This is a genomic window from Bacillus sp. FSL R5-0431, from assembly GCF_038002985.1.
In the GTDB taxonomy this organism is placed as follows: domain Bacteria; phylum Bacillota; class Bacilli; order Bacillales; family Bacillaceae; genus Bacillus.
In genome coordinates this window covers 2,439,976-2,462,564 of sequence record NZ_JBBOOG010000001.1, presented here as the reverse complement: position 1 = coordinate 2,462,564, position 22,589 = coordinate 2,439,976, and the positions used below count along the sequence as shown (strand labels likewise).

Genomic DNA, 22,589 nt, shown 5'->3' with positions numbered 1-22,589 from the left:
GATGACATGGCTGCGGCTGATTTTATCAAAAAACTGGCACCGGGAGCGCAAAAGGTTTACAAAAAATACAACGTTCTTGCAAGTCTTGTCATCGCTCAAGGGTGCTTAGAAAGTGGTTTCGGGACGAGTGGTCTTTCTAAACAAGCAAATAATTTATTTGGAATTAAAGGCACATATAACGGTAAATATGTTCTCATGTGGACGAGTGAACAAGACAAAAAAGGGAATGTCACGAGGATACAAGCTAAGTTTAGAAAATATCCATCTTACGCAGAGAGCTTAGCTGATCTTGGAAGTCTATACACACGTTTGATTCGTTATAAAGATGTGGTCGGTGAAAAAGACTACCAAAAAGCTACAGCTGCTGTTGCTAAAGGTGGTTACGCCACTGACATCAACTATGCAACGAAATTAAACAGCATAATCTTCACTTACAAACTCACACAATATGATAATGTGGATGATCTACCAGAAGAGCCGAGTGAACCAGAAACACCAACTGAACCTGAGTATCCAAGCAAGGAATACGACGGGAAAGACATGCCACTTAATCAAAATTTACCATCCGATGTGGATTTCCCGCAGCTGCATGTTTCAAGTAAGGATGGAAAGGAAGTCATAGAAATCACAGGTGCGTCTGTTGATTTCACAGTTGATACAACAGGTAAAAAAACGTTTACATTCTCGTTAGTTCGTACACAGGAAAATGCTGCAGAGTTTGAATTGTTAGTAGTGGATAACATTTTATACCTTGATGAAAAGAAATATAATCATCAAAAATACTACATTACCAACGTGAGTCTTCATCAAGAAAATGGAATGCTGACAAAAACGGTTACAGCTTCGCACATCTTCACGGTCCTGTTGATTAATAACAGAATTGAAAAAACAGTTTCTAAGAAGTTAAGCATTAAAGAAGCGCTAGATATTGCCCTCAAAGGAACTGATTTCAAATATGTCATTCATGCAAAAGATGGTGAAATTTCTTCTGCGGAACAAGAAAACTTCGGTGAAAAAAATTCTACAGAGCTTATGGATGAAATCATTGAAGATTATGACATAGAGTTAGACGTAGATAATTACAAAATCCATGTTTACAAAAAGATGGGACAAGAAATAGACTTTGTGCTTGATAGTCGTTATAACATGCCGGGTATTACTATTACGACAGATTCCCAAAATTGTACCACTCGTGCGTGGGGATACGGCGCACAAAAAGAAACAGATTCCGATTCTGAATCAAAAGGTGATGGCAAAACAACAGAAGATGAAAAAGAAGTGAAAAAAGATGAAGAGAAAGAGCCTGAGTATGTTTTTGAGCCAGTTCTTTACATTCATCCCGATGAAGATAAATTTCTCATTGAAGGTAAACCACGTTGGGCGGAGCCAATTAAAGACGAGAGGTACAAAAAATCTAGCAGCATTATTTCTGCGTTAAAGAAGCATGTTAACCCTTACCCAGAAATGACTGTGGAAGTAGAATTCCAAAAAATCTATGAACCTAAATTGCTTGAAATTGAACAAGATTTTTGGTTAGGTGACACAATCCATGTTATTGCGGATACTGCAGATGGAATAACCTTTGAGGATGATCTTAGGGTCGTATCATTTCAGCATAACCCTCTCAATCCGTATAGCAGCCCAACGATAACATTTGCGAACTTCCGCAAGGACATTCAGCGTATTAATGTAGATCAAGTGAAGAAAATGAAAAATTTACAACGATATATAAACGACATGCTCAAGACGCTTAGATAGGGTCTTTTTATTTTTGCCAAAAAAGGAGAGTGAGAACATGGTGAGGCTTAGAAAGGACTATGACACTAGACGAAACTCGAAATACGCAGAGCAGCTGCGAGAGGATATGCAGTCTATAGAAACTCATTTGAATCAGAATGCAGATGACTTGAAACGACATAAAACAAGCGATGTAGCTCATACGTCTAATCAAATCAAACATGGGCTATTTTCAGTTGCCAATCGAATAGATAACATGTGGTCAAGGATAATCAATCTAGTATTAAATCACGATGGAAAAGACGTAAAGGAAGTCGTTGATATTCGTGTCGCTAGAGATGCAACTATTCATCCCACTGCAAAAGATCGTCTTGATTATGACTTTCAAATTCTCGAGCAAGAAATTGAAGATTCTGCAGTTTCTCTCAATCTCAAAAAATTCATCAAGAAATACGGGAGCTTCACAGCGGGCTTTAAGGCGGCGCTAAGCCTTGCAAAATTATATCCTGTGCACATTGTTGTTCCTCAAGGACAATACAAACTAATGGAGACTGCACGCATCTATAAAAATACTCACTTAACCTTACAAGCTGGCGCAATTATTAGACGCGGCTTTGTAGGTTCTATGATCGTGAACGGGGATAAAGAAGATCAGACAAAAGGTTATAACGGCCACGGAAACATACTGATTGATGGACAAGGTGTACTGGATAGCGCAGGAGGAGAGATCAAAGAGCAATGTTCTGCCCTGGGGTTCGCTCATGCTGAGCGTATCATCATCCGTGACATCACGATCAAAGATGTGTGCGGCGGCCATGCCTTTGACTGTGCAGGTAATAAACACGTATTAATAGAGAATGTATGGTTTAAAGGTTTCGCTGATTATAAGGGCGACAGATGGTTTTCTGCTGCAATTCAGTTGGACTTAATGAGATCGGCGGGCAACTTCGGCGCATTTGGAGCTTATGACCAAACCGTCAGCAAGCATGTCACTATTCGAGACTGCTATTTTAGCAGATCCGAGAATTTAGGAGGATATGCGCGGGGGATAGATTCTCACACCAGCACTGATGGCTTTTGGTATTCTGATATTCGTATCGAAAACAACGATTTTGAAGATACGACCGAGTACGCAATTTCAGGGAACAAATGGGAAGACGTTTTAATAAGCCGAAACCGATTTAAAAATTGTGCATCCGGCGTAAGGTTAATGATTCCAAGAGTGGAATCAGTCTACACGCAAGACGCAAATGGCAATCCTACGAACAGGGTTAACAAAGTAAAACGTCTTTCTGTCAAAGATAACACTTTCACCAATATCAAAGTGCGTCATGCCATTCAAGTATATGGCCGTAAAGGGATTCAAAAAATTGACGACGTGGATGTTTCCGACAATAAAATCAATGGCGTAAAGGTCAAGCATGCTATCCATTTATCAGATGTGGATGGCTTTTTGGTGTCTCGCAATCAATTTAGAGACATCAAGCATCATGGGGTGCTCTTAACTCGCTGCAGTAATGGCACAGTCGAATCAAGCGTTGGACGAGACATCGAGGGGAACGGTGTACGCGTAGAATTAGGGTGCAAGAACATTGATGTCACTAACACAACCTTACGAGAAGTTGGCTATTCGGGGATTTCTGTTTCAGGAGATTCAGAGGACATAAACGTTGATTTCAGCGATATTCAGAATGCTGGTAAAAGGACTTCTTCATCAAACCCGTATTACGGAATTATCTTCATGGATGGAGTCACAGATTCAGCAGCAAGATTCAACAAAGTGCGAGGGAAAAAATGCAGATACGCGATGTATTTGACTAGCAAGTGTTCAAGGATTCAGCATTTTGGAAATAGACTCAAAGGAGCTGGCGCAGAAGGCAGCTTGAAAGATAACAGCGTTGATCCTATTAAGTCAATAGAAAATGTAATTTGAGTGAGGTGATAACAAATGATTCATAAGAACGGTCCACTTGATTTTGATGTAAACGCATATACCAGTTCAAGTGTATCAACCAGCATAAATTTTTGGACGCAGGACCGTCAGACAGCAAGGCTCATATTCAAACTCACGAAAGATGGCGTACCTTTGCCTCTGGCAGCTGTCACAGGAAAACTTGTATTAGTTATGGCCGACGGCAGCCGATTCATTCGAGACGTAACGATAGTTGATAGAGTGAACGGTCACGCCGAGTACGTTTTGACAGATGAAGAGATCAAGCACTACGGAATAGTACAAGCTGAGCTGAATTTGTATTATGCAAATGATCAATCTATGTCCGTGCATCAATTCTCTTTTAACATTACGAAGTCTCTCATTGATCAAGATATCGTCCCAATTACAGAATACTATGTGGACGAGTTCGAGGCATTAAGAGCAAAGATAAATGAGCTGTATGATGAAGCGATACTAACGATTGATGAATTGAAGGCCAAGTTCGAGGACTTGGAAAAGATCGAAACAAAAGAGGGCGCAAAAGCTAAAGTAGCAGAAGCGCTTGCAACAGCTAAAAAATATACGGTGAATTACGCAGAGACGCCCGCCGGCGCTCAAGATAAAGCAGATACAGCTGTGAAAAAGGTGAAAGACCTTGTGGCGGGTTTTCAACAAAAGAAAATCACGACCGATATGGGCTTGCCGTTGATTTCAATTAAAGACACATCAGTTAGCATATTGGATGCCGTGATTGATAAAGGTCTAGGGATGGGCTCTTTTTACGCAATAGCAAAATCAAAAGATTTACCTAACAACCGTTCTTTCAGAGGTTTCTTCCACATAACAGATGCGACAAATGGAAAGGGTACGTTTGGATGGGTGTATGCTACAGATTACGCCAACAACATATATACAAATTACCTTAACGATAACGTATGGAGTGGTTGGAACCGATTGCTAACCGAAAAAGATTTAAGCAGCACATGGAACCAAGTAACGTTAGTCGCTGGAACAGTAAAACAATTTGCGGGAAATCCTCTCCAATTCTCCATACGTCAAAATGAATTACGTATACGTGGTTCTTTTGAAGGTATTCCGGCAAATGATACAGTGATTGCCCGTTTTGCTCAAAAACCGTCAGGAGAAACTGCATTTTTGGGTGCTACGGTTGGATCGTACGGATCGGCACGTTTGACGCTTGAGAAAGACGGATCACTCAAGTTCAATGGTCTCAACGCGAACGATAATTCAAAAGTGTCGAGAGTTGAGATAAACGAGTCAATTCCATTGTGGTAAAGGAGGGAAGGGACATGCACATATATTATTATGACGAAAACTTTATGTATACAGGTGAAGATGTAATAAGTGAATATGACGAGTTGCCAAAGAATGCTACGAGTGTACGTCCGGAAGAGGGGTTATACCTTCCAATGTATAACGGAAAAAAGAAAGTGTGGAGTGAATCAGCATCCAAAGAGTATATAGAAGGCTTGCAACCTAAATCCCCTTTGTCCAATGATATACCCACACTTAAAAAACAAATGGCTTTACTCACATTGCAGGTATCACAGATACAGAGGGGTGGGTCGTCATGATCTACCCGACGGCGGCCGACATTAAAGTATTTTGGGATTGGGGCGTTTATACGCCTGAGATTATGAGAGAATACGTTTCATTGAAAGTTATAACTAAAACAGAATTTGAAGAGATAACAGGATTGAGGTTCGATAAGCCTGCTGTCTCAGTGGATTTAGGTTCAACAGCATCTTAACAGGTGCTTTTTATTTTGCCTTCGAAAGGAGGTGATTAAAGAAATGGAGGAAACGATAGTGTTTATAAACTTTGAAACTTTGGATCTTGCAAGAACATATCTATTCGGCGGAGTGAAATTTCTGGACTTGCTCTTGCTGCTAAGCATCATTGACATCTTAACTGGCATCATCAAAGCGTGGAAAGTTGGCAAACTACGGAGTCGAACAGCATGGTTCGGTTACGTGCGGAAAATGCTTAGTTTTGTTGTGGTGATTGTAGCCAATATTATTGATCAGATCATGGGACTTAACGGGGTGCTGACCTTCGGGACAGTGCTTTTCTATATTGCAAATGAAGGACTTTCTATCACAGAAAACCTTGCACAGATCGGCGTTAAAATTCCGGCTTCTATTACAGACCGTCTTCACGTCATTGAAAACGACAGCCAAAAAGAAGAAGAAGAGGAAAAGAAAGCTGCTGAGTAATCGGCGGCTTTTTTCTATATAAAAACAAATTAAGGAGTAGATGAACATGACAAAGAAAATTATGATTGATCCGGGACACGGCGGGCACGATCCCGGCGCAGTAGCAAACGGATTAAAAGAAAAAGACCTTGTATTAAAGATCGCAAAGAAAACTAAAACGATCCTCGAAAAAGTGTATGGAGCAACAGTTAAGCTCACACGATCAACTGACGTTTATATTGATTTATCACAAAGAGCAAGACTAGCAAATAATTGGGGCGCTGATTATTTTGCTTCTATCCATATCAATGCAGCTGGCGGCACAGGCTTTGAGACGTATCGTTTCGATAAATTATCAGCAGCATCCAGCACTGGCAAGCAGCAAAAGATCGTACATGATTCTATTTATAACAAGATCAAAGCAAAAACATCAGACCGCGGGAAAAAGTCTGAAAATCTTGCAGTATTGCGAGAGACAAAAATGCCAGCAATTTTGACAGAGAACCTTTTTATTGATCGGGAAAAAGATGCTGCGCTGCTGAAACAAGATTCATTCCTCGATGCTTTGGCCGAGGGGCACGCGGAAGGAATTGCTGCAGCTGTTGGTTTAAAAAAGGTGTCTTCTTCAAATAAAACAAAGCCAACTAATAAACCAGCGCCAAAAGGCGTTAAAATGGCCGTGGTGAAGCCGAATGCCGACGGGTGGCTATGGGTCTATGATAAGCCGAATTGGTCAGCAAAGCACAAAAAGGTGAAACCTGGTGAAGCATTTACGATTGATAAGGCCGTTACAGTCAACGGGTCAAAAATGTATAAGCTTAAATCAGGTCTTTATATCACTGCTGCAACTAAATATATTGAAGTTAAACAGAAGTAAAGAGAAAAGCCCTTCCTTATTGGAGGGGCTTTTTTTGTTTGTCTTTATTCGGTTCGATGTCTCATTTTATTGATCGTTCTAAAAGACGCTTCAACGCCAATGAATACGACAAAGAATATTACTATCCAACTGACCAAATCTGCCCAAATATTTGACATGTTAATCACGCCGAATTTACTTAATCCCGATTGAATTACAAAGGAGATTAAAGCAGTTATAAACACAGACAGAAACCAATTTGTTTTTCTCAATTAAACCACTTCCTTTCAAAAATTAAAGGAATTTGCAAACATACTTAGTTGTTTTATTTTCGTTCTTGTAACGTTTGCAAAATTCATGGCCGCCCATATCTAAAAGCTTTTTACCTAACCATGCTAGACCTGCGCCAGCCAATACTTTGGCCGCCCATATCACTAGCGGAGCAACCATAGTTGTCACTTCACCTTTTTGCTGTGCAGCTAATTGATCTTGATACACTTTTTCAGCATCAGTTCCGGCCAATGATTCTAAATGATTTTTGATCTCTAATGAAATATCCTTTGGTAAGCCAGCATTGATAACTTTGGATTCATCAAAGGAAAAAGTTTTATCTACTTCATTGTATGCAGCAGCTTCGAAAATAGCCTGTGCAATTCTTTGTTGCTTTTGAGGGTCCCATTGTTCTTTGGCTGATGCCTGACCAAAAGCAGATGTGATTCCAAGAGTCACAATAAGTGTTAATACAAGTGTAAGTTTTACATTGAGCTTGCGCAATAAACCGTTCATACTAAACATCCTCCCCCTAAAAGTATTGTCCTACACCCGTATGGTAACAATTAACAGGCTTTATTTTCCATACTTTTTATAAAAATGGTAAAAATAGACTAATTAAAAGTCCCGTCATTTGTGACGAGACTGTGAAATGTTCTTATTTAAACCGCCATTCTCTTTTTTCCTTATCCCACGTTAACTCTTTGCGAGAAACTAAGTTTCGAACCGCCTTACGGATCGTAGGCTCATCTCTGCCTGTTTTTATTTTAAGGTCTTCTATTGTAGGGTTCTTGCGAAATCGGCTCATATTATAGATGATTCGATATAACTTTCTTTCAAGGTCAGTCATAAAGCACCTCCTGAATAGAATATACGTTCGATTATAAGCGGAAATAAATAGCCCTTCAAGTTGAAGGACTATTTCAAAATAGTTGATTTACTTTTAATTATCATGTTATTCCCTGATCGTTCGTAGGAGAATTTGGCTGCGCTCTTATCACTTATGTATGGCACTTTCCAGAATACGGATAACTGTGAAATCGAGTTATTATCCGAACCTATCTTAGCTGCTAAATCTTCACTATACATTTCTGTCATATTATAAGATGTTTGAGCAGAATTCTTTGCATCAAATGACAAGTGAACAAGAGCAATAAATTTATTCGGCTCACCCGAACCCATATCTTCATTAATTTCAATTTTTTCAATTGAAGCAGTAGTGTAATTATCTTCTACAATAGATTCAATTTCATATTCAGCATCACTTTTCAAAGATTCTAATTCGTCTTCTTCATCTGCTGCTTCTGACTCGTATGTTTCTTCGGAATCTGTTTCATTGTGTTTTGTCAGCAAACCACTTTCAAATTTAGAACTTAGTCGATCATCTTCAAATATTAAGTCTGCCGAGGCATCATTTTCAATTCCTTTTTCCCCCGCGTATTCCCAAATGAAATAATTATCTTCTTCAATTTCTTCTGATCTAGGGGAACCACCAATAATTTTTTTAACTTCTTTAGGAGTCATACCTTCCTTTAATTGATTATATTTTTCAGGAGTTATTGATGATATTTCGGAACTTTCATATTTCCAAACAAATGAATTCAAAAATGATATTGATAACAATATAAGAAGACAAGTAATAAAAACGCCTTTTCCTACTTTCCTAGATTTCGAGAAAATTAATAGAATAAGTCCAACACAAATTCCTAAAATCATTAAACCGGCAAATATTGAAATGAAAATCCCCATTTTCTTCCCCCTAAGAATGGCGCTCTTTTAAGTCAATAACCATTATATAACAATGCTGGGTTTTATGAATCCTTTTTAACGAATTCATCATTCAGGATGTTATAATTTATATGGAAAATTAATAATTGGGGTGTGTTATATGCATTTCCGCAAAGAATCAGTTGACGAAATCATCAAATATGACGATTACCCTTATAAGGTCTATACAAGGGTTTCGACAGACCGTGATGAACAAATAAGTTCTAAGGAAAACCAAATTGACGTTTGTAGATACTGGATAGAGCAGAATAATTACGAATGGGATGATCGTTCTGTTTTGTTAGATGACGGTATTAGTGGTACCGTTCTTGAAGATAGGGCAGCCATGAAATACATTTTTTCATTGGCGGAAAAAAAAGAAATAAAAATGGTGATTTTTAAGTCCATCACACGTCTTGCCCGTGATTTAAAAGATGCGTTATACATCAGAGAGATTCTAGTGTCTAATGGGGTTCGTGTCGTTACACTCGAAGAAGACTATGACTCCCTTTACGAGAGTAAAGCGTCAATGAAATTTGAAATGTCTGCTCTGTTTGCGGAGCAGTTGCCTAAGTCTATGTCAGTCAATATAAGTGGTGTACTTGCAGCAAAAGCACGCCGTGGGGAGCACTCTGGGCGTGTACCATATGGTTATACGAAAGATGGTAAACAACTTGTAATTAACGAAAGTGAAGCTCAAGTAATTAGGATGATTTTCCACCTTTATAATAACGAGGGGCTAGGTCAGAAAAGAGTTACATATGCATTGCAAGAAAAATGCAAAATTGGTGAAATACCTCCTCCTAGAACAACAAGAAATTGGCAGCTTACAACAGTTCAAACCATATTAAAAAACCCAATTTATTGTGGTGTGCACATTGCTAATAGACATACCACGATCAAAGTTGATGGCAGAAAAAAATTTATAAGAAATCCACCTGAAAAATGGAACGTTTATGAAGACTTTTGCCCGCCGATTGTCTCAAGAGAAGAGTGGGAGAAAGCAAATAATAAACCAACAGTTAATAAAAAAACTAAATTCACACCTTGGAATGAGCTTAGACAACTGCTTATTTGCGGGAAATGCGGATCTAATATGGTCATTATCCAAACCAGCAGAGCCAAAAAAAACGGAGAGAAAACTTATTGGAAATATGTTAAATGCAGTAATTACAGGAGATCTGGTCCCGAAGGCTGTGTGAACCATGTTCCCATCACTTATGAAGAGGTCCGAGATTTAGTGATTGAAAATCTCATCGAATTCTCTAGGGATATATCACACGACTACAAAAAAAATGCATTTGAGCAAAAAGAAAAACAAATAAAGTCTATTAAAGCAGAGTTGAAATCTCTAGAAGCAAAAAATAAAAGGTTGCTTGAACTTTATTTAGAAGATCAAATGATTACCAAATCAGAATTTCAAATGAAGCGAAATGACATTCAAGCTAAAATTGTTAAGCTTGAACAGAGTTTATTTTCCTTACAGCAGGTCCATGATGAGAAAAGTTCAATGATGGAAATGCAAGCGGTTCTGAGAGAGCTTGAAGACAAAGAGAACGATTTGAAGCATGTGTTTGATAAGCTCATTGATCATATTGTTATCCATCCTAACGGGAAAATGAATTTTCATTATAGATTTAAATGATCCTGTGAGTTATACTCATTTGTAAAAGGTATGCATAACAAATGCCATGCAAAAGCTAGGAGTCAAAGGTCGTTCACAGGCCGTCGTCGAGCTTCTGCGTATGGGTGAGCTAGAGCTCTAAAGTCAGCCGGTTTTCCTTCCGCACCAGGGAGGAACCGGTTATTTCTATATGGTTTCCATGAGTCTCTTCTTGCATTTTCTCTGAAAAACGAGGAAAATAGGAATGTACGTTTTAATCAAAGTGAGATGCTATAGTGAGGTATCAATGAAATGGAAACGAATGAGTTCGACCATGTAGCAGAGATTGAAAAATCATTGCGCCATATTGCTGCAATTATTAAGCAAAAAGGCAGAGAAATTCTGAATCAATATACGATTACACCTCCTCAATTTGTAGGGCTTCAGTGGCTTTATGAATTCGGAGATATGACAATAGGTGAGCTATCACAAAAGATGTATTTGGCTTGCAGCACAACCACCGACTTAATTGATCGAATGGAAAAAAGTGAACTTGTCGAACGAGTGAAAGATCCTTCTGACCGCCGCGTGGTTCGCATTCATTTATTACCTGAAGGCGAGCGGATCATTCAAGAAGTGATTGTCAAACGCCAAGAATACGTCAGTGAACTTCTAGGGGCTTTCTCAGAAGAAGAAGCCATCGTTTTCAACCAATCCTTAACGAAACTACAGCAGCAAATGAAAAGAAAATGAGGCGATTTTGTTGGATCAACCAATCGGCGTCATTGATTCCGGCGTCGGCGGTTTAACCGTTGCAAAGGAAATCATGAGACAACTGCCAAAAGAAAAAATCATTTACGTAGGCGATACAAAACGGTGCCCGTATGGCCCGCGGAAAGAAGAAGAGGTTCTTCAATATACTTGGGAAATGGCGCACTACTTATTAAGACATCATCATATTAAAATGCTCGTCATCGCATGCAACACAGCGACGGCGATCGCACTTGATGAAATCAAAGCAACGCTTGATATTCCGGTCATTGGCGTGATTCAGCCCGGCGCCCGTACAGCCATCAAGGTGACAAATAATCAGCAGATTGGTGTCATTGGCACAGCCAATACGATCAAAAGCGAGGCATACAAAGAAGCACTGTTATCCCTAAAAGCAGGACTAGCGGTTCAAAGCCTGGCATGTCCGCTGCTTGTCCCATTTGTGGAAAGCGGTACATTTTTAGATCAGACAGCAGATGAAGTCGTGAAAGATTCCCTTGAACCAATGAAAGAAACAGGAATTGATACGCTCATTCTTGGCTGCACACACTATCCGATTTTAAAAGAGCCGATTCAGCGCTTTATGGGCAGTGATGTGAGCATTATTTCATCAGGGGATGAGACAGCTAGAGAAGCCAGTACGATTCTTTCGTATAAAGGGCTGTTAAATACTTCTCAAGAAGCACCTGTTCATACATTTTATACAACAGGGCAGCAGCAAAATTTTCAAAACATCGCTCGTGACTGGTTTGGCTACCTCCCAGGGAAGGTCGAAACCGTATCACTCGAACACGTCTATCAGCAATAACCCGCTTCTTCTTGAGGTGGGTTATTTTTTTATGAAAAGGGTCTAATCCGCAGAGGGAGCTCGTATACATAGTAGTACAAACTACTAGAGGAGGGTGAAGTATGCTGAAAAAAGGATCTACAGCAGCTGTGACGTGTATCGCGTCAGCCATGCTTTTGTCAGGATGCGGATTGTTTCAAACAGACCAAGCGAAAACAGAGATTGACCCGCCACAAAACGTCACATATGTGAAAGAAAATAAAGAAGATAAACAAACAGCCAAAGAAGGAAAAGAAGAGAAGAAGGCAGATACAGTCATGAGAGAATTATATTTAATTGATAAAAACGGGTATGTCGTCTCTCAATCCATTCCGCTGCCGAAAAACGAAGGAAGTGCCAAACAAACCCTTGAATATCTCGTGGACGGGGGACCGATTTCTAACCTCTTGCCAAATGGATTCCGAGCTGTTTTGCCGGCCGACACGAGCGTATCTGTCGACATTAAAGACGGAACGGCCGTTGTGGATTTTTCAAATGAATTCAAAAACTATAAAAAAGAAGACGAACAGCGCATCCTGCAATCTGTCACTTGGACGTTAACGCAGTTTGATTCTGTCGCCAAAGTCAAATTGAAAATGAATGGTCATGAATTAAAAGAAATGCCTGTGAACGGTACACCGATTTCCGATGATTTAAGCAGAGAAGACGGTATTAATATTCAGCACGAGGCTGCCGCTGATATGACATCGACAAAGCCAGTGACGGTGTATTACTTAGCTGAATCTGATGAACAGACGTACTATGTTCCTGTGACCAAAAGAGCGCCAAAAGACGAGGATGATCCGATTACAGCAGCCATTGATGAGCTCGTCTCTGGACCAAGCAAAAAAAGCCATTTGCTCACAGACTTTGATCAAGATGTAAAGCTGAATGATATCCCGAAAGTAAAAGACGGACATGTGACACTTGATTTCAACGAATCCATTTTTGGCAGTGCAGATGAAAAGAAAAAGGTCATTTCACAAAAAGTTCTTGATAGCATTGTGCTCACATTAACAGAGCTGCCGGACGTCAAAAGCGTATCCGTTAAGGTAAACGGCAAGGCTGAGCTTGTGAACGAAAAAGGAGCAGAGCTGACAAAGCCAGTTTCAAGACCAGAACAAGTGAATACAGGTAGTTTTTAACGGCACACATTGATATAATGGAGAAAAAGAGGCATGCATATTCGCTGCCTCTTTTTTATTCCAAGCGATTAGAACGAGCCGAGGTTGTCAAAGTTAGTAGGAGAACCCCGCTGGCACCCGCGCGGAATGTATATCGTAACGGAGGTAAATCATGAGATTAGATGAAAGACAATATGACGAATTAAGAAAAATTGAAATACAGGCAGGCTACATTACGCATCCAGAAGGCTCTGTCTTAATCTCAGCGGGCAATACGAAGGTGATTTGTAACGCATCTATCGAAGACCGTGTACCTCCTTTTTTAAGAGGAGAAGGAAAAGGCTGGATTACAGCAGAATATAGCATGCTTCCAAGAGCAACCGCACAAAGAACGATGAGAGAATCATCTAAAGGAAAAGTCACAGGACGTACAATGGAGATTCAGCGCTTAATTGGACGAGCACTCCGCGCAGTCGTTGACTTAGAAAAGCTTGGCGAACGCACGATTTGGATTGACTGTGATGTCATTCAAGCAGACGGCGGCACACGCACAGCATCTATTACCGGTGCTTTTGTCGCCATGACACTTGCGATTCAAAAGCTTCGAGCAGAAGGAGTCATCAAACAAAACCCGATCACTGATTATTTAGCGGCGATATCCGTCGGAATTGATTCTCAGCAGGGTCTTCTGTTAGATTTAAATTATGAAGAAGATTCTTCAGCTGAAGTGGATATGAATGTCATCATGACAGGCGCTGGACGCTTTGTTGAACTTCAAGGGACAGGCGAAGAAGCGACATTCTCAAGAGAACAGCTAAACGGACTGCTTGATTTAGCCGAAAAGGGCATCAAAGAATTAATCGAAAAGCAAAAAGCGGTTACAGGAGAAGTCATCGAATAAAAAGAAGGGTTTGATCAGGATGAAAACAGCCATCATTGCAACGCACAATGCGGGCAAAGCGAAAGAATTCAAAGCCATTCTTGAGCCAAAAGGATTCACGGTCAAAACACTAGCAGACATCGGATTTACTGAAGAGATTGAAGAAACAGGACAAACCTTCGAAGAAAATGCCATCATCAAAGCCGAGGCGATTCAAGCCAAAGCAGGTGAAATGGTCATTGCAGACGATTCCGGTTTGTCGATTGACTATCTTGGCGGAAAACCTGGCGTATATTCAGCGAGATACGCTGGTGAGCATAAAAACGATGCTGAGAATGTGGAAAAAGTGCTGAGCGAACTTCAAGGCATTGAAAAAGAAGACCGCACAGCCAGATTCAGATGTGCCCTGGCTGTCAGCATACCGGGCAAAGAAACAAAGACGGTAGAAGGATCAGTAGAAGGCTTCATCGCAGAGGAACCAATCGGCGAAAACGGCTTCGGATACGACCCCATTTTCATCGTCAAAGACAAAGACCAGACGATGGCCGAGTTATCACCAGAGGAGAAAAACAAGATCAGCCATCGAGCGGTCGCGCTTCAAAAGCTTTCATCACTGCTAGACGCAAATGAATAAGGGGGAATGAAGCCATGAAGATACTCATCATGAGTGACAGTCATGGACTCACAGACGAACTTCAAACCATTGCCAAACGGCACGCGGCTGAAGTCGACATGATGATTCACTGCGGAGATTCAGAACTCGAAACGAACCACCCAGCACTCGAAGGATACAAAGTCGTCAAAGGAAATTGTGACTTTATGGGCGATTTTGAAGAAGAGCTCCTGCTCCCACTTGATGGAGGCGGAAAACTATTTCTCACTCACGGACATCTGCATGGCATCAAACAATCCTTGCTTCAAGTCTACTACCGTGCAGAAGAGCTAAGCGCTGACATTATCTGCTTTGGCCACTCGCATATCCCAGGCAGTGAGCTGCTAAGTGGAAAACTGCTTATTAACCCAGGCAGCGTGCACCTGCCAAGAGTGCGCAAAGAGCGCAGCTATGCTATACTGACACTAGATGGAAGCGAAGCGAACGTACAGTTTTTCACAGACGAAGGTCAAGCCATACAAGACCTCGAAAACACTGTCACATTGGAAGGTATTTCATAAGGGTGCAGCATTTGCCCCTTATGAAAAAACTTTTCGAAAAACCGTTGACTTTAAAGAACAATAGTAATATAATAAATCTTGTCGGTGAGGTACTCACCAACAGAACACTACATAACAACATGTCCCAGTAGCTCAGCTGGATAGAGCAACGCCCTTCTAAGGCGTCGGTCGGGAGTTCGAATCTCTCCTGGGACGTTTAATGATTTAAGACTGTTCAAAGCCAGAAACGTTGATAAAACAATGTTTCTGGCTTTTTTTGTTATCCTCTATTTTCGAACCTGAAAATTTTTAAACAATTTTGATTTAATTTATAAAACTACAAGATAACAGGAATTCATATTCTAATGAGGAGGATGTACAACGAATTCACCAAAGTATATCAAGTTATCTTAGGTAATCAAAGACTGCAAGAAAAATAAAGAACAATTAGTACTTCTTTTGATTTTTCTTTAACTTTATTAATTGAGTTTTCAATATAGATTTTCATTTCAATAATGTTTTATCACTTCTTATACTATCTGTTTTAAATTAATCCTAATAATTTTTAAATCACTTTAAAAAAATGACTCAAAAGTGTAAAATGAGTTAATCAAATAAAAAGGGGTATGTTAAATAATGAATCACTTTCCAGAATCTTTAAGTCAGAAGATAGTTGAAGGGATTTTAAAAGGCTACAAAAGTTACTTAGATGAAAGACGCGAAAAAAAAGCATTGATGAAAATAAGTAGTGCTTATGCTTGGGTGAGAGGGAATCATATTGATAATGCGGTAGCTGAGATATGTGAAACTCAAGGTATAGAATATCAAACATCAAAAGCTGGATACACATGGGGATATTTAAAGTTTGATAATCAAATAAATGGAGAAAAAACGTTATTTATTTTAAAAATAGGGACAATAATTAATAATGGTGCTGCTGGTATCCTTCAAAAGAAAAAGGAGGATCAAGAAAAAAATTATTTAGTACAACTTTCAAAAATAAATAAAAAACATTTCAAAGATACCGAAACCAGTGTAGGAGGAACAGAACAATTAAAGTTTGCTTTTTCTCCACTCGATCGAAAAAATTCAGAGGACAGAGAAGTCCTCGCTGAAATAGCGAGTATGGAAGAAAACTACACTCATTTTTATATAATTGCTTACGAATTTGATGTAACAAGCAAAATGTTATCATCTGTAAATCTCTTTTTGCCTGCTCCTGGATTGTCTGAATTTAGACGAGTTGATAATTGGAATCGTTTTATTGAAGCTTCAAATGTTCAAATTACTTCAGAAGATTTGAAAACTCTTCACGAAGATAAGGTAGCACCTGAAGAATTCTCTGAGAGTGATTACATTGTTGGGAAAGTTCATCAAGAAATTGATGTTAACATAGAGGGGAAAAAATAATTTAAAAGGAGGCACTTAATATGTTTGTTGGTGAAAAACTAACTGATATCAGAGTGCTTCATGGTTATTCAAGAAATGAATTAGCTTTAGCTTTGGATGTAACTGAACAAGCAGTTTGGCAATTTGAAAACGGATATGCTACACCAGGAATTGAGACCATGAGCAAAATTAAACAACTTTTTAATGTTAAAAACTTCTTCTTTTATAATGACTCCAGTATTGGCGAAACTGTTAAAGAAGAAGGAATAGCATATAGATCATCCGAAAAGAACAACGCTAAAAGAACTAAAACAGAAGCTGTATACTTAAGATTTATAAATTACTTGATGGAGTATATTGAAGATTTTGTTGAGTATCCTGACAATCTGATCTTAAAGTTAAGAGATTATACAATAAATCAGATAATAGAGGAAGGTCAAGTAACCGAAAGATTAATTAAAGAAATTGCTATTGAGACAAGGAACATATTAGGTTTGAATAATCAAGATAATAAGAATTTACTGTTCCTTCTAGAGAAAAATGGGTTATTTATTGTGGAACGAGATCTTAGTGTCAAAACCGATGCATACAGTTCCTGGTTAAATAATAATAGACCCATTATTGTTCTCAGCAATTTTAAAAAATCTTCCGTTAGAAGGAATTTCGATTTGGCGCATGAATTGGGCCATTTATTGTTACATTATAAGATTAACATCTTAGAGTTAACCACTACAGAATATGAAAAGATTGAGCGTGAAGCTAATTTATTTGCAGCTAATTTTCTTCTTCCAGAAGAGCTATTCCTTAACGATATGAAATCAGTAAAAAGAAAATCAAATCCGAATTCTTATATAGAATTAAAAGAAAAGTGGCATGTTTCTATTGCTGCATTAGCCTATCGTGCCTACCAACTTAATTTGTTATCTTATCAACAATATCGTTACTTTAATGGGTTATTAAACAAACACGGTTATAGAGTACAAGAGCCACTCGATGATACTATACCGATTATTAGGCCGGGTAAGTTAAGAAATTCTTTAAGATACATTTTTGAAAATAATTTATCTGACTTAAACGATTTTCAAAAACACACGTCTTTTGAGATTAAATTAATTTCTAAATTATTTGGTATTGAAGAGGAGTTCTTTTCTAAGTATAGCGTTCAACCTAAAATCTATAATTTTAAAAAAAGAGTTAAATAAGCCCAAGGCGAAGAGCCTGCGGACACTGATCAACACCTTTTAAGGGTGCTGGTTGGTGTCCTTTCTTTAAATTGTAGGAAAAGAAGTTGCGCGATGAGAGGTTTTGCTAAGTCGTTGTTAGATAAGGGAGCAAATGTTGCTGTAATTTCTAAAGTATTGGGTCATAGTGATATCTCTGTGACTACTAAGTATCTGTATTTAGAGGATAAAGTCAAAAAGCTTGAAGAAGAATTAGAGGCAATTCGTCAACAAGCAGAAGTGGAACAAGAAGAGGTAAAAACCGAGCGTAAAAAGATATCCAAAAACTTTATGCGTCGACAGCAATTAACAGAAGCTGAAACACGTACGATTATCGATGGAAAACTACGTGCTGTTGGGTGGGAAGTAGATACAACTGTACTAAATCAACAAAAGAACGGGACGCTGCCAGAGAAAAACCGAAACATGGCAATTGCTGAATGGAAGGTCAATGGCGGCAGGGTCGACTATGCGTTATTTATTGGCTTAAAGCTTGTTGGCTTTATTGAAGCTAAGGCAAAAAAGAAAACGATTCCTGGCGCATTAGAAAGTCAAACAAAAGTGTATGCAAAAAATGTGATACAAGTCGAAGATGAAGTCATCACACCTACAACAGGTGAATATAAAGTGCCGTTTTTATACGCAACGAACGGCCGACCATACTTGAGACAACTTCATGAAGAGTCAGGCATCTGGTTTTGGGATTCACGCAAACCATTAGAACATGCCCGCCCGCTTGAAGGATGGCACTCACCTGACGACTTGCAGCTTCTTCTTAGTCAAGATGATAAGGATGCAAATAAACGATTAGAAGAAGAGGGTATTACGAAGTTTGGTTTGCGTCATTATCAGCAAAATGCTGTGCTTGCCACTGCAGAAGCATTAAAAGAAGGGCAACGAAGAATGCTTATTGCGATGGCAACGGGAACTGGGAAAACTCGTACAGCTATCGCCCTCATGTATCGCTTAATTAAGTCTAAAAAATGTCGTCGTATTCTTTTCCTTGTAGACCGTAATTCGTTAGGAAAACAGACAGAGGATGCACTTAAGGATACAAAAATTGAAGGCTACTCATTTGCTGATATATACGATGTGGAGTCTTTAGAAGATATGTCTCCAGAAGTTGAAACGAAGGTGCAAATTGCGACGGTGCAGGGAATGGTTAGAAGACTTTTCTATAGTGATAACGAAAAGCTTCCAAGTGTCGGGCATGATTTCATCATTGTAGATGAAGCACATCGTGGCTATACAAGTGACAAAGAAATGTCAGAAGAAGAATTAGAATTCCGTGACCAAAATGATTACTTCAGTCAATATCGACGTGTAATTGATTATTTTGATGCGGCATGTTTAGGACTTACTGCAACACCCGCTCTTCATACAACAGAGATTTTGGGTATGCATTCAAAGTCCTAATGTGGTATTATTTTCCTAACAACGTATTTCCAAATGGGAAGGGTATGAGAGATAAGATGATTTTCAAACATCTAACTGTGAAAAATTTCAGGAACTTTGAGATTGTGGATATAGATTTAACTAATCGTAATATTGTATTTGGACTAAATGATATTGGTAAGAGTAATTTTCTAGCTGCTTTACGTTTCCTGCTGGACAGAAACTTTCGGAGAAATGGTTTCGTTGATTCAGATTTCTACAATAAAGACACAAATAGCGAAATTATTATAACTCTCAAGATTGATATTGCTGATAATGAAGATAATGATGATAATAAGAAAATTTATACGATGATGAGCGGTGCTATTACATCAGATGCTAAAGAGATTTACATTCAACTAAAATCTAAATACAATAGCGAATCTCTTGTAGGAGAACCTAATCTATATTGGGGAGTAGATTTAAAAGATTTAGAGGCGATTCCAAGCAGTCAATCGTATTTTGAGCTAGATAAATACTTTAATGTAGTTTATATTGATTCATCAATTCAATTAGAAAATACTTTTAAAAGATATACAAAAGAAATACTTAAGGGTGAGTCTAGCTTAAGTGAAAAGGAAAGAAAAGTTCTTAGCGATAATATTAATAATCTTAATAAAACAGTGGGAAATCTGAGTACGATTAAAACTTTTGAGAAAGATTTAGAAGACGAGTATAAGAAGTTTAAGGATGAAAAAAACTTTAAGGTTTCTATTCAATCCGAGATTGAAATAAGTAATATTCATAGTAAACTTACACCATACATATTAGATGAAAAATCAGAGAATTATCCAACAGCTGGCGATGGTAGAAAAAAGATTCTAGCGTATACACTACTTACTCTTGAAAATCGTAGATTAGAAGAAAGGAAAATCAACATTTTCCTTATAGAAGAATTAGAGAATCATTTACATAGGTCAATGCAGGTTGCCTTGTCTTATCAAATTTTCTCAGATGAAATATTTAAATATTTGTTTATGACAACTCATTCTTCTCTAATTGTAAGCCAAATGGATGATGTCAATTTAATAAAGCTATTTAAAGGGAATAAAGTGGTAGGTAAATCTTTTGTTTATAGAGTACCAGATGAGTATAGGACATTAAAACAAAAGTTAAATCAAAATTTAGCTGAAGCTATCTATGCAGATGTTGTTTTGCTTGTAGAGGGACCATCAGAGAAGATACTGTTTGAACGTATAATAAAAGATAAGTGCGAACGTTATGAGAGTTATGGTGGTTATATTCTAGAAGTCGCTGGTATTAATTTTAGTGAATACTATACTGTATTATCTGCCCTAGGTATAAATGTGATAGTAAAAACCGACAATGACCTTAAAAAAATAAAAGGGGAAGAGTGCAGTCTTTTAGGTATAAATAGATGCCTAAGGCTTATTGAAGCTAAGCAAAAGGAAAACATAAAAAATGTTGACCCTAAAAGATATGAAGATGAGCCTGATTATGTAGTTGAATTAAAAACAAGTATCTTTAGTAAATTATCTAAAACTATAAACCTATTAAAAATAAAAAATATTTATTTGTCTAAGGTAGATTTGGAAAATGATTTGTATGAAGTTATTCCAGATATTATGGACAACCTAGCTATTGAGATGAATAGTACCAAAAGTGGTGTTGACTATTTACAAAGTGCAAAACTTATTAACATCATTGAATTAAGTAAAAGAATTACTGAACAAGAAGTAGATAAAATATTTAAACATAAGAGATTCGAGTGTTTGAAAGTGTTGGTGGACTTATGTTGCCAGTAGATAAAAATATAAGGGAAGAAATACTTGAAGAAAGTGGTAATGTTATAATAAGTGCTAGTGCAGGAACAGGGAAAACATATACTACTATCCAACGTATAATCAAAGATGCAGAGAGGAGTAGTAACTATCAGACATTTGCTGCTGTTACTTTTACTAGAAAAGCAGCCAAAGAAATAGTTAAGCGGCTGGGACCAAATAAGGGTGAGGGGTTTGTAGGAACAAATGATAATTTTATTTGGTTAGAGATAATTCAACCGTTTATGTACGATGTATATGGTAAAGATTTTAAAATGGAAATAAAACCAGACTTTAGTGATGCAAATCAGATTAGATATTTTAAGGACGGTATTGAGAAAATTAGGAAGACACAATTGATGTGTAAGTATAAAAACAGAAAAAGGAATTTTGCATTCGAATTGGCTCTTAGCATTCTAAAGGGCTCTCACTCCTGTAGGAGATATATGAAAGCAAAGTATTATAGAATTTATATTGATGAGTATCAAGATAGTGACATTGATATGCACAACTTCTTTATGTATCTATGCGATGAGCTTGATATTCCTCTGTTTGTTGTTGGGGATTCTAAACAGTCTATTTACGGCTGGCGAGGGGCGTATAGCGATGGATTCAATGGGGTATCTACAAGACAAACATTTAGAAACTTTGAATTATGGCATAACTTTAGGTCAAACCAAGTGATTCAAAATTACTCTAATATATTCATGAAGAGTGTAAGAAAACATTTCCAACCAACTGAATTTAATGATGAAGTAATTGCATTTAAATACAATACTGATACCGAAGCAATTAACTATATAAATGAATGGATTGATGTTAACAAGAAATGTGCCTTTTTAAACTTTAGTAATGATTCCTCAGAATCCTGGAGTGAGCAATTAAAGAAAGCAGGTATCCCTTTCGTTTTTATACCTGGTTCTCCTTTAGACTATTCTAATATTGAAAGTGAGCATATATGGATAGCGAGAGCTATAGCACAGTATTCTATGCAATATAGGTATAGTGAGTATGATTTTATAGACGAAATACCAATGCCAGATGCCTATAGAATTTCTGATATTAAGACAATGCTAATAAAGATTAAGGATTCGCAACATGACCGTTCCCAATATGAAGAAAACTGTATGAAATTGTACAATTATCTTGGGTACAGTGAAGACTTGGATAAAATTAAGAAAGAGATAAGCAAATTATATGAAGTAGTGAGTAATGAGAAATACATACCTACATACAATCAAGACCGTTACAAATTAACTTCTGGCACAATTCATTCATCCAAAGGGCTTGAGTTTGAGCAAGTAATAATTAATGCTCAGGATTATGAAATGACCAAAGATGGAATAAAGTTTTTGCATTATGTTGCTATTTCTAGACCAGAAGAAAGATTATTAATAATTGCTAGAGAGGGCTTTATGGACAGATATAAAGCTTATATCGATAATGTAATTTCAGAAACTCGCAAATTAGGGATTGAAATTGAGATTGCAAAAGTTATTAAGATTATGGAATAAATGAACTTGAGTATTCTTATTGGATAAGTTTGATAAATGTATCATTTGTCAATCAGATTAAAGAGTATGGTAAATTATTTAAGTGGTTACTGCTAATTGATATAACTATTACATGA

Annotated in this window: 21 protein-coding genes, 1 tRNA gene and 2 pseudogenes; 21 read left to right on the top strand and 3 right to left on the bottom strand. The window is 37.9% G+C overall.

From position 1 onward, the window contains the following. The first annotated feature begins 6 nt into the window (after positions 1 to 6). The 7 genes from MKZ03_RS12565 to MKZ03_RS12535 are packed head-to-tail and all read left to right on the top strand — an operon-like array spanning position 7 to position 6,763. Positions 7 to 1,758, top strand: coding sequence for a phage tail protein (locus MKZ03_RS12565; protein WP_341031991.1), 1,752 nt, complete (start codon positions 7 to 9; stop codon positions 1,756 to 1,758). Positions 1,759 to 1,795: 37 nt separating this feature from the next. Continuing rightward, a complete protein-coding gene (locus MKZ03_RS12560; protein WP_341031989.1) occupies positions 1,796 to 3,670 on the top strand; it encodes a right-handed parallel beta-helix repeat-containing protein in 1,875 nt (624 codons plus the stop codon). A gap of 15 nt (positions 3,671 to 3,685) precedes the next feature. Beyond that, entirely contained in the window at positions 3,686 to 4,966 is a 1,281-nt protein-coding gene (locus MKZ03_RS12555) for a phage baseplate upper protein (RefSeq protein ID WP_341031987.1), read from the top strand. Between the two features lie 14 nt (positions 4,967 to 4,980). Further along, a complete protein-coding gene (locus tag MKZ03_RS12550; protein ID WP_341031985.1) occupies positions 4,981 to 5,265 on the top strand; it encodes a hypothetical protein in 285 nt (94 codons plus the stop codon). Further along, on the top strand, positions 5,262 to 5,441 hold the full coding sequence (locus MKZ03_RS12545; protein WP_341031983.1) for an XkdX family protein: 180 nt from the start codon (positions 5,262 to 5,264) through the stop codon (positions 5,439 to 5,441). The genes MKZ03_RS12550 and MKZ03_RS12545 overlap by 4 nt, the downstream gene beginning before the upstream one ends. A 43-nt stretch (positions 5,442 to 5,484) precedes the next feature. After that, positions 5,485 to 5,907 carry a phage holin family protein gene (locus MKZ03_RS12540; RefSeq protein WP_341031981.1) on the top strand — a complete coding sequence of 141 codons (423 nt, stop codon included), beginning with the start codon at positions 5,485 to 5,487 and terminating at the stop codon, positions 5,905 to 5,907. A 46-nt stretch (positions 5,908 to 5,953) separates the two neighbouring features. Next, complete coding sequence (locus MKZ03_RS12535) at positions 5,954 to 6,763, top strand: N-acetylmuramoyl-L-alanine amidase (RefSeq protein WP_341031979.1); 810 nt, start codon at positions 5,954 to 5,956, stop codon at positions 6,761 to 6,763. A gap of 273 nt (positions 6,764 to 7,036) precedes the next feature. Here MKZ03_RS12535 and MKZ03_RS12530 read toward each other — a convergent pair whose 3' ends face one another. The 3 genes from MKZ03_RS12530 to MKZ03_RS12520 all read right to left on the bottom strand — a co-directional run bounded on the left by MKZ03_RS12530 (position 7,037) and on the right by MKZ03_RS12520 (position 8,761). Further along, positions 7,037 to 7,528 (bottom strand): hypothetical protein, encoded by a 492-nt coding sequence (locus MKZ03_RS12530; RefSeq protein WP_323648211.1) that lies wholly within the window; start codon positions 7,526 to 7,528, stop codon positions 7,037 to 7,039. Between the two features lie 142 nt (positions 7,529 to 7,670). Next, positions 7,671 to 7,862 carry a hypothetical protein gene (locus tag MKZ03_RS12525; protein WP_267542829.1) on the bottom strand — a complete coding sequence of 64 codons (192 nt, stop codon included), beginning with the start codon at positions 7,860 to 7,862 and terminating at the stop codon, positions 7,671 to 7,673. Between the two features lie 68 nt (positions 7,863 to 7,930). Then, entirely contained in the window at positions 7,931 to 8,761 is an 831-nt protein-coding gene (locus MKZ03_RS12520) for a hypothetical protein (RefSeq protein WP_341031975.1), read from the bottom strand. Between the two features lie 139 nt (positions 8,762 to 8,900). Here MKZ03_RS12520 and MKZ03_RS12515 point away from each other — a divergent pair, with 139 nt between their 5' ends. The 14 genes and pseudogenes from MKZ03_RS12515 to MKZ03_RS12445 all read left to right on the top strand — a co-directional run bounded on the left by MKZ03_RS12515 (position 8,901) and on the right by MKZ03_RS12445 (position 22,473). Next, the gene (locus MKZ03_RS12515) at positions 8,901 to 10,424 is read left to right on the top strand and encodes a recombinase family protein (RefSeq protein WP_341031974.1); all 1,524 of its coding nucleotides are present in this window, start codon (positions 8,901 to 8,903) and stop codon (positions 10,422 to 10,424) included. 34 nt (positions 10,425 to 10,458) lie between these two features. Next, positions 10,459 to 10,545, top strand: a pseudogene (gerE, locus tag MKZ03_RS12510) (spore germination transcription factor GerE); the annotation flags it as partial. A gap of 149 nt (positions 10,546 to 10,694) precedes the next feature. Then, positions 10,695 to 11,135, top strand: coding sequence for a MarR family winged helix-turn-helix transcriptional regulator (locus MKZ03_RS12505; RefSeq protein WP_003216546.1), 441 nt, complete (start codon positions 10,695 to 10,697; stop codon positions 11,133 to 11,135). Positions 11,136 to 11,142: 7 nt separating this feature from the next. Beyond that, on the top strand, positions 11,143 to 11,961 hold the full coding sequence (gene racE, locus MKZ03_RS12500; protein ID WP_095285543.1) for a glutamate racemase: 819 nt from the start codon (positions 11,143 to 11,145) through the stop codon (positions 11,959 to 11,961). Positions 11,962 to 12,062: 101 nt separating this feature from the next. Further along, positions 12,063 to 13,124, top strand: coding sequence for a GerMN domain-containing protein (locus tag MKZ03_RS12495; protein WP_307500032.1), 1,062 nt, complete (start codon positions 12,063 to 12,065; stop codon positions 13,122 to 13,124). A 151-nt stretch (positions 13,125 to 13,275) separates the two neighbouring features. After that, the gene (rph, locus tag MKZ03_RS12490; RefSeq protein WP_095285541.1) at positions 13,276 to 14,004 is read left to right on the top strand and encodes a ribonuclease PH; all 729 of its coding nucleotides are present in this window, start codon (positions 13,276 to 13,278) and stop codon (positions 14,002 to 14,004) included. A gap of 10 nt (positions 14,005 to 14,014) precedes the next feature. Further along, positions 14,015 to 14,617 carry an XTP/dITP diphosphatase gene (locus tag MKZ03_RS12485; RefSeq protein WP_181185471.1) on the top strand — a complete coding sequence of 201 codons (603 nt, stop codon included), beginning with the start codon at positions 14,015 to 14,017 and terminating at the stop codon, positions 14,615 to 14,617. Positions 14,618 to 14,631: 14 nt separating this feature from the next. Continuing rightward, positions 14,632 to 15,156, top strand: a complete 525-nt coding sequence (locus MKZ03_RS12480) for a metallophosphoesterase (RefSeq protein ID WP_340973488.1) — start codon at positions 14,632 to 14,634, stop codon at positions 15,154 to 15,156. 121 nt (positions 15,157 to 15,277) lie between these two features. Beyond that, positions 15,278 to 15,351 (top strand) — tRNA-Arg (locus tag MKZ03_RS12475). 420 nt (positions 15,352 to 15,771) lie between these two features. Beyond that, the gene (locus MKZ03_RS12470) at positions 15,772 to 16,545 is read left to right on the top strand and encodes a spr1630 family ClpXP-sensitive toxin (RefSeq protein WP_341031969.1); all 774 of its coding nucleotides are present in this window, start codon (positions 15,772 to 15,774) and stop codon (positions 16,543 to 16,545) included. 20 nt (positions 16,546 to 16,565) lie between these two features. Then, a complete protein-coding gene (locus MKZ03_RS12465; protein WP_341031967.1) occupies positions 16,566 to 17,726 on the top strand; it encodes a spr1629 family repressor/antitoxin in 1,161 nt (386 codons plus the stop codon). 201 nt (positions 17,727 to 17,927) lie between these two features. Then, positions 17,928 to 19,145: pseudogene (locus MKZ03_RS19015) on the top strand (DEAD/DEAH box helicase family protein); the annotation flags it as partial. Beyond that, on the top strand, positions 19,091 to 20,944 hold the full coding sequence (locus MKZ03_RS12450; RefSeq protein WP_341031965.1) for an ATP-dependent nuclease: 1,854 nt from the start codon (positions 19,091 to 19,093) through the stop codon (positions 20,942 to 20,944). The pseudogene MKZ03_RS19015 and the gene MKZ03_RS12450, both read left to right, overlap by 55 nt. After that, on the top strand, positions 20,935 to 22,473 hold the full coding sequence (locus MKZ03_RS12445; RefSeq protein ID WP_341031963.1) for an ATP-dependent helicase: 1,539 nt from the start codon (positions 20,935 to 20,937) through the stop codon (positions 22,471 to 22,473). The genes MKZ03_RS12450 and MKZ03_RS12445 overlap by 10 nt, the downstream gene beginning before the upstream one ends. Positions 22,474 to 22,589: the final 116 nt, after the last annotated feature.